A 6,173-nucleotide genomic window follows, 5' to 3' on the forward strand; every position below is an offset into this window, starting at 1 on the left:
GGCCAGGCCCGACACGAGCAGCAGGGCGACGAGGGGGAACAGGGGGGAGGAGCGCTTCACCACGCCCCACGCTACCGCAAGGGCGGCGCCCGCGTCGCCTCGTCCCCGGCGACCTCCACGCGGGGCCGGCGGCGCAGGGCCCGGAACAGCAGCGGCGCCGCGGCCAGCAGCAGCTGGGGCCCCAGCGACAGCGCGTCCGGGTACACGCCCAGCATGTCCACGGTGAAGAAGCGCACCGGGACGAGCGGCAGCGCCCCCACCTCCTGCAGCGAGTGGATGCCCTTGCCCAGCAGCATCACCGCCGTCACCACCAGCACCACGGTGGAGAGGCTGAAGAGGGTCTTCATGGGCAGCCGGTAGCCCATGCGGTTGACGAAGAGCACCAGCACCGCCAGGGCCAGGACGCCGGCCAGCACGCCCCACGCCACGCCCGCCGCCGAGTCCACCGCGAGCCCCTGCAGGAAGATGGCCGTCTCGAAGCTCTCGCGCAGCACGGACGTGAAGGCGATGGCGAACAGGCCGAAGGTGCTGCCCCGGCCCAGCGCGCCCTGCATGCGCTGGCGCAGCTCCCCCATGAAGTGGCTGACGTTGGCGCGCGCGTTGAGCCACATCGCCGCGTACAGCAGCATGCCCACGGCGACGAGCGCGGTGACGCCCTCCATCCACTCGCGCTGCGCCCCGGCCAGCAGCTTGCGGCCCAGCACGTACGCGAGCGCGCCGACGATGAGCGCGGACACCCAGCCCGCGTGCACCACGCGCACCTGCTCCGGGGCCTTCATCTTCTTGAGCGCCGCCAGCAGCGCCGTGACGATGATGGTGGCCTCGAAGCCCTCGCGCAGCAGGATGAGCAGCGTCAGCCACATCACGGACAGCATGCTGGTGGTGCTGCCGCTCTCCCGGCGCGCCTGGTCGAGCAGCGACAGCAGCTCCCGCCCCTCGTCCTGCAGGTGCGGGCTCTTGCGCTCGGCGGCGAGCCGCGCCTGGAGGAAGGCCTCCTCCAGCTTCTGGGTGAGGACGGCGTTCCTGCCGCGCAGCTTGGGCTCCACCGGCTCCAGCCCGTTGAGGTACGCGTCCAGCAGCTCCGTCCGCGCGCCCTCGTAGTCACCCGCCGCGCCCAGGCGCATCGCGTCGGCCACCGCCTGCCGCGCGGCGACCAGCGCCTTCTCCTCGTCCTCGGCCGGGATGTTCCGGCGCAGGCACGCGACCTTGTCCGCGCCGTACTCCTTCGCGAGCTCCGCGTCGGTGGCGGTGGCCAGGCGCTCCAGCGACGCGCGCGGCGGCTGCCCCTGGCACGGCGGCTGGCGCAGCGTGAAGACGAAGAAGGCCAGCGACCAGCGGTCGTCCTCGGAGAGGGTGGGGTAGGCGGGCATCGCGGTGCCGGGCACGCCGAAGCTGGTGGTGTTGAAGGCCTTGTACGGCGTGAGGCCCTCCTCCATCAGCTCCGCGTCATGGAAGTTCGTGGGGCGAGGCTCCATGGTGTCCGCGATGGACACCGCCGCCTTGCCGTCCGCGCCGTGGCAGGACGCGCAGTTGGTCTGGAACAGCTTCGCGCCGTGCTCCACGTCCGGCGCCTTGCGCGGGCTGCGCGCCAGGCCCCCCGCGAGCACCAGGTTCTCCACCAGCTCACCGCAGTCGCGGCTGACGCCCTCGGGGTCCGCGTCCCGGTTCACGCGCTCCTGGATGGCCTTCACGCGCGGCACGAACGTCGCCGCCGCCGGGCCCAGGTCCTTCGCCGCGTCCAGCGCCTCCGCCGCGAAGCTCTTCTGCTCCGTCAGCTCGAACTCGGAGCGCGACGCCACCGCCGCCGGGTAGTCCGCCTGGAGGTACTGGAGGATGCCCACCAGCCGGTGCCAGGTGCGCCCCTCGTCGGACGCGGGCGCTTCAGCCCGGACAGAGGAGGACAGCGCAAGCAGCAGGCACAGCGTGACGGAGGCGGCGCGATTCACGTCCGCCTTCTACCAACGCCCCCGGGGCCTTTCAATTTTGATAATCAATATCAGGATGAGGCCCGCTCATATGTGAAGAAACCGTAGGGCAGCTCGCCCTCCGGGTGGGGCTCCTCCTCCACCAGCCTCCACGCGGACAGGTCCACGGGCGGGAAGTGGGCGTCGCCGGGGAAGTCGCGGTCGATGCGGGTGAGGTAGAGCCGCTGCCAGCGCTCCAGCGTCTGGGCGTACAGGTCCGCGCCGCCCGCGATGAAGACCTCGGTGTCGGTGGCGGCCTTCTTGAGGGCCTCGTCCACGGAGTGCGCCACCTGGACGCCGGGCGGGGCGGCCCAGTCGCGCTGGCGGGTGAGGACGACGGTGGTGCGCCCGGGAAGGGGCCTCCCGATGGAGTCGTACGTCTTGCGCCCCATCACGAGGGTGTGGCCCAGGGTCAGGCGCTTGAAGCGCGCGAGGTCCTGCGGCAGGCGCCAGGGCAGGGTGTTGCCCTGGCCGATGACCCGGTTCGCCGCCATGGCGACGATGGCGGACAGGCGCGCCGTCATACGGCCACGGGCGCCTTGATGGCGGGGTGCGGGTCGTAGCCTTCCAGCGTGAAGTCCTCGTAGCGGAAGGCGAAGAGGTCCTTCACGTCCGGGTTGAGGCGCATGCGCGGCAGGGGGCGGGGCGCGCGCGTGAGCTGCTCCTTCGCCTGCTCCACGTGGTTCAGGTACAGGTGCGCGTCGCCCAGCGTGTGGATGAACTCGTGCGCGACGAGCCCCGTGGCCTGCGCCACCATCATCGTCAGGAGCGCGTACGACGCGATGTTGAAGGGCAGCCCCAGGAAGATGTCCGCGCTGCGCTGGTAGAGCTGGCAGGAGAGGCGCCCGTCGGCCACGTAGAACTGGAACATCACGTGGCAGGGCGGCAGCTTCATGAGGGGCAGGTCCGCCACGTTCCACGCGCTGACCAGGTGCCGGCGGGAGTCCGGGCTCTTCTTGAGGCCGTCCACCAATTGCCGCATCTGATCCACGGGCGTGCCGTCCGGCGTGCTCCAGGAGCGCCACTGGTGGCCGTACACGGGGCCCAGGCTGCCGTCCGCGTTCGCCCACTCGTCCCAGATGGTGACGCCCTGCGCCTGGAGGGAGCGCACGCTCGTGTCCCCCCGGAGCATCCACAGGAGTTCATGGAGGATGGACTTCACGTGCAGCTTCTTGGTGGTCACCAGGGGGAAGCCCTGGGTGAGGTCGAATCTCAGCTGGTGGCCGAAGAGGCTGAGCGTCCCCGTGCCCGTGCGGTCGCCCTTCTTCGTCCCGTGCCTCAGAACGTGGTCCATCAGACTCAGGTATTGCTGCATGCCCTTTTTTGTAGGTTCGCGAGGCCGGGCGATCAAACTTCCTTCCGGCGATTGTTCTCTGCCGGGCGTCGCCTCCGTCGCAGCGCTAGAAGAGGGTGGAAATGAAGATCTACACGAAGACGGGCGATGCGGGAGAGACGGGCCTTTTCGGAGGAGGCCGCGTGCCGAAGGACGACGCGCTGGTGGACGCCTACGGCGAGGTGGACGAGCTCAACGCCACGCTGGGGCTCGCGCGGACCTTCTCCCTGCCCGCGGACCTGGATCACTTCCTCCAGCGCCTCCAGGAGCAGCTCTTCACGCTGGGCGCGGTGCTGGCCACGCCGCCGCAGAGCCGGGCCGCGGCGCACATCCCGGAGCTGAAGCCCGAGTGGGTGGAGGAGATGGAGCGCCACATCGACCGGTACGAGGAGGAGCTGCCGAAGATGACGCACTTCATCCTCCCGGGCGGCGCGTCCTCGGCGGCGGCGCTGCACCTGGCGCGCACGGTGTGTCGCCGGGCGGAGCGCCGGGTGGTGTCGCTCCTGCGTGAGGACCGGGCCCCGCCCGCGGTGGCCATGTACCTGAACCGCTTGTCGGACCTGCTCTTCGTCGTGGCGCGGCTGGTGAACTTCCGCGCCGGGCTGCCGGACGTGAAGTGGATCCCCGAGAAGCCCTCGAAGTAGGGGATGTGAACGTGGATCCGCTGCCCACCGCCCGGCTCCGGGAGCTTGCCCATCAGGTGGGCTTCGACCTCATCGGCTTCGCGCGCGCGGAGCCCATCCCGCCGTCGTCGCTGCTGTCGTGGCTGGAGGCCGGCTACGACGCCGACATGGACTGGATGGGGTCGCGCGCGGAGGAGCGGCTCGACGTGTCGGTGCTGCTGCCCGGCGCGAAGACGGTGCTGTCGTTCGCCAACAACTACTACCGGGACGACGTGCCGTCGCAGGGCTCGCCCATCGCGCGGTATGCGCGCGGCCGGGACTACCACTCCACGCTGCGCGACCGGATGAAGGCGTTCCGCAAGACGATCAACGCGTGGTACCCGGGGCTGGGCACCTACGGCGGCGTGGACAGCGGGCCCATGATGGAGAAGGTGTGGGCCGTGCGCGGGGGCCTGGGCTACGTGGGCAAGAACGGGTGCCTCATCACGGAGTCGCACGGCTCGTGGGTGCTCCTGGCCACGCTCATCCTCGACGCGGCGGTGGACGTCTACCCGGACGGGCCGGTGGCGGACCGCTGCGGCTCCTGCCGGCGCTGCCTGATGGCGTGTCCCACGGGCGCGCTGGTGGGAAACCACCAGGTGGATGCGCGCGCGTGCCTGTCGTACCAGACCATCGAGAACCACGACCGCGACGTGCCGGAGGCGTTCCGGTTCAAGTTCGACAACCTCATCTTCGGCTGCGACATCTGCCAGCAGGTGTGCCCGCTCAACAGGAAGCCGGTGTTCGCGGACGACCACCGCTTCGTGCCCCGCGCGGTGGCCTCCCTGGGCACCGCGGACCTCGCGGCCCTGACACCCGAGCAATACAAGGAACTCGTCACCGGCACCGCGCTGGCGCGCGCGAAGTACGACGGTTTGAGGCGCAACGCTGTCTACGCACTGGGCGTCGCACGGCAGGTACACGCCCGGCCGCTGCTCGAAAAACTCAGCGACGATGGCAGTGAACTGGTACGCAGCGCCGCACGATGGGCGCTTCTCCAACTGGAGTCGTGACACCCGGAGCCGCCGCGCCGCTCGGGCGTGTGTACGCGGCGTTGACGGTGCAGGTGTTGATCAGCGCGGGCACGTACCTGGCCGCCAAGCGGGCGATGACGGAGCTGTCGCCGTTCACCGTGGTGCTGTGGCGCTTCCTCGTGTGCGGCGTCGCGTTCACGCTGCTGCTCGCGCTGACGCCGGGGCCCACGCTGCCGCCGCGCTCGGCGTGGAAGCGCGTGGCGCTGCTGGGGCTGATGGGCGGGCCGGTGAACCAGACGCTGTTCTTCTCCGGGCTCGAGCGCTCCACGGCGGCGCACGCGGCGCTGCTCTACGCGCTGACGCCCATGGGCGTGTACGTGGCGAGCCTCGTGCTGGGCCGCGAGCGGGTCTCCACGCGCGCGACGGCGGGCATCCTCACCGCGCTCGTGGGCGTGGTGGTGTTGCTGCTCGGCCGGGGGCTCGCGAGCGCGCAGGGGTCGGTCCAGGGCGACCTGCTCATCCTCATGGCGGTGGTGGCGTGGGTCTTCTACACGACCGAAGGCAAGCCGCTCGCTTCGGAGTACGGGCCGCTGCGCGCCACCGCGTGGACGATGACGGTGGCGACGGCGCTGCAGTTGCCGCTCATCCCGTTCGTGCTCAAGCCCGCGGAGGTGTGGGCGGCGAGCTTCGCGGCGAAGGGCGCCATCGTGTACCTGGGGCTGATGACGTCGGTGGTGGCGTACCTGCTCTGGTACTACGCGCTGTCGAAGGTGCCCGCCTCCCGCGTGGCCATCTTCTCCAACCTGCAGCCGGCCGCGACGGCGCTCGCGGCCTGGGCCTTCCTCAACGAGTCCCTGCACTGGGAGCTGGCGCTGGGCGGCGCGCTGGTGCTCGTGGGCGTGCGGCTCACGCAGCGCGCCCCGGTGAAGGCTCCACCGGTGGTGGTGCAGGACGCGCGGGCAGGCTGAGCCGCCCCGTCGCCAGTCGCCGTTCGGAGCCCCGTCGGAGAGGTCCTTCTTGGGCTGCTGAGCCGCCCCGTCGTTAGTCGCCGTTCGGATCCCAGTCGGAGATGTCCTTCTTGGGCTCCGGCGGAGGCTTCGGACGCGGCGCTTCGGCGGGACGCGGAGGCGGCGCCTTCTTCACCACGGGCGGGGGCGGGGGCGCGTCGTCGTCGTCCGCGGAGGTGTCGCGGCTCGGCGTCGCGGGCTCGGCCACCACGGGCTTCGGGGCGGGCCTGACC

General features: G+C 71.0%; 6 protein-coding genes and 1 pseudogene. 3 read left to right on the plus strand and 4 right to left on the minus strand.

Annotated features, from left to right (window positions below; all coding sequences use genetic code 11):
- Positions 1 to 71 precede the first annotated feature (71 nt).
- The 3 genes from D7X12_RS38105 to D7X12_RS38115 are packed head-to-tail and all read right to left on the minus strand — an operon-like array spanning position 72 to position 3,279.
- Entirely contained in the window at positions 72 to 1,946 is a 1,875-nt protein-coding gene (locus D7X12_RS38105) for a cytochrome c/FTR1 family iron permease (RefSeq protein WP_120630081.1), read from the minus strand.
- A gap of 50 nt (positions 1,947 to 1,996) precedes the next feature.
- Complete coding sequence (locus D7X12_RS38110) at positions 1,997 to 2,488, minus strand: dihydrofolate reductase (protein WP_120630082.1); 492 nt, start codon at positions 2,486 to 2,488, stop codon at positions 1,997 to 1,999.
- Positions 2,485 to 3,279 (minus strand): thymidylate synthase, encoded by a 795-nt coding sequence (locus tag D7X12_RS38115; RefSeq protein ID WP_120630083.1) that lies wholly within the window; start codon positions 3,277 to 3,279, stop codon positions 2,485 to 2,487. The genes D7X12_RS38110 and D7X12_RS38115 overlap by 4 nt, the downstream gene beginning before the upstream one ends.
- A 101-nt stretch (positions 3,280 to 3,380) precedes the next feature.
- On the opposite strand from D7X12_RS38115, the gene D7X12_RS38120 reads away from it, so the two are divergent.
- From D7X12_RS38120 to D7X12_RS38130, 3 genes are read left to right on the plus strand one after another with little or no spacing between them, the layout of a single operon-like run.
- Positions 3,381 to 3,941: a cob(I)yrinic acid a,c-diamide adenosyltransferase gene (locus D7X12_RS38120; protein ID WP_120630084.1), complete on the plus strand. Its 561-nt coding sequence runs from the start codon at positions 3,381 to 3,383 to the stop codon at positions 3,939 to 3,941.
- 11 nt (positions 3,942 to 3,952) lie between these two features.
- On the plus strand, positions 3,953 to 4,972 hold the full coding sequence (queG, locus tag D7X12_RS38125; RefSeq protein ID WP_120630086.1) for a tRNA epoxyqueuosine(34) reductase QueG: 1,020 nt from the start codon (positions 3,953 to 3,955) through the stop codon (positions 4,970 to 4,972).
- The gene (locus D7X12_RS38130; protein WP_439329417.1) at positions 4,969 to 5,901 is read left to right on the plus strand and encodes a DMT family transporter; all 933 of its coding nucleotides are present in this window, start codon (positions 4,969 to 4,971) and stop codon (positions 5,899 to 5,901) included. The genes queG and D7X12_RS38130 overlap by 4 nt, the downstream gene beginning before the upstream one ends.
- Before the next feature lie 73 nt (positions 5,902 to 5,974).
- On the opposite strand, the pseudogene D7X12_RS43240 reads toward D7X12_RS38130, so the two are convergent.
- Positions 5,975 to 6,173: pseudogene (locus D7X12_RS43240) on the minus strand (hypothetical protein); the annotation flags it as partial.

Source organism: Corallococcus sicarius (assembly GCF_003611735.1).
GTDB lineage: Bacteria > Myxococcota > Myxococcia > Myxococcales > Myxococcaceae > Corallococcus > Corallococcus sicarius.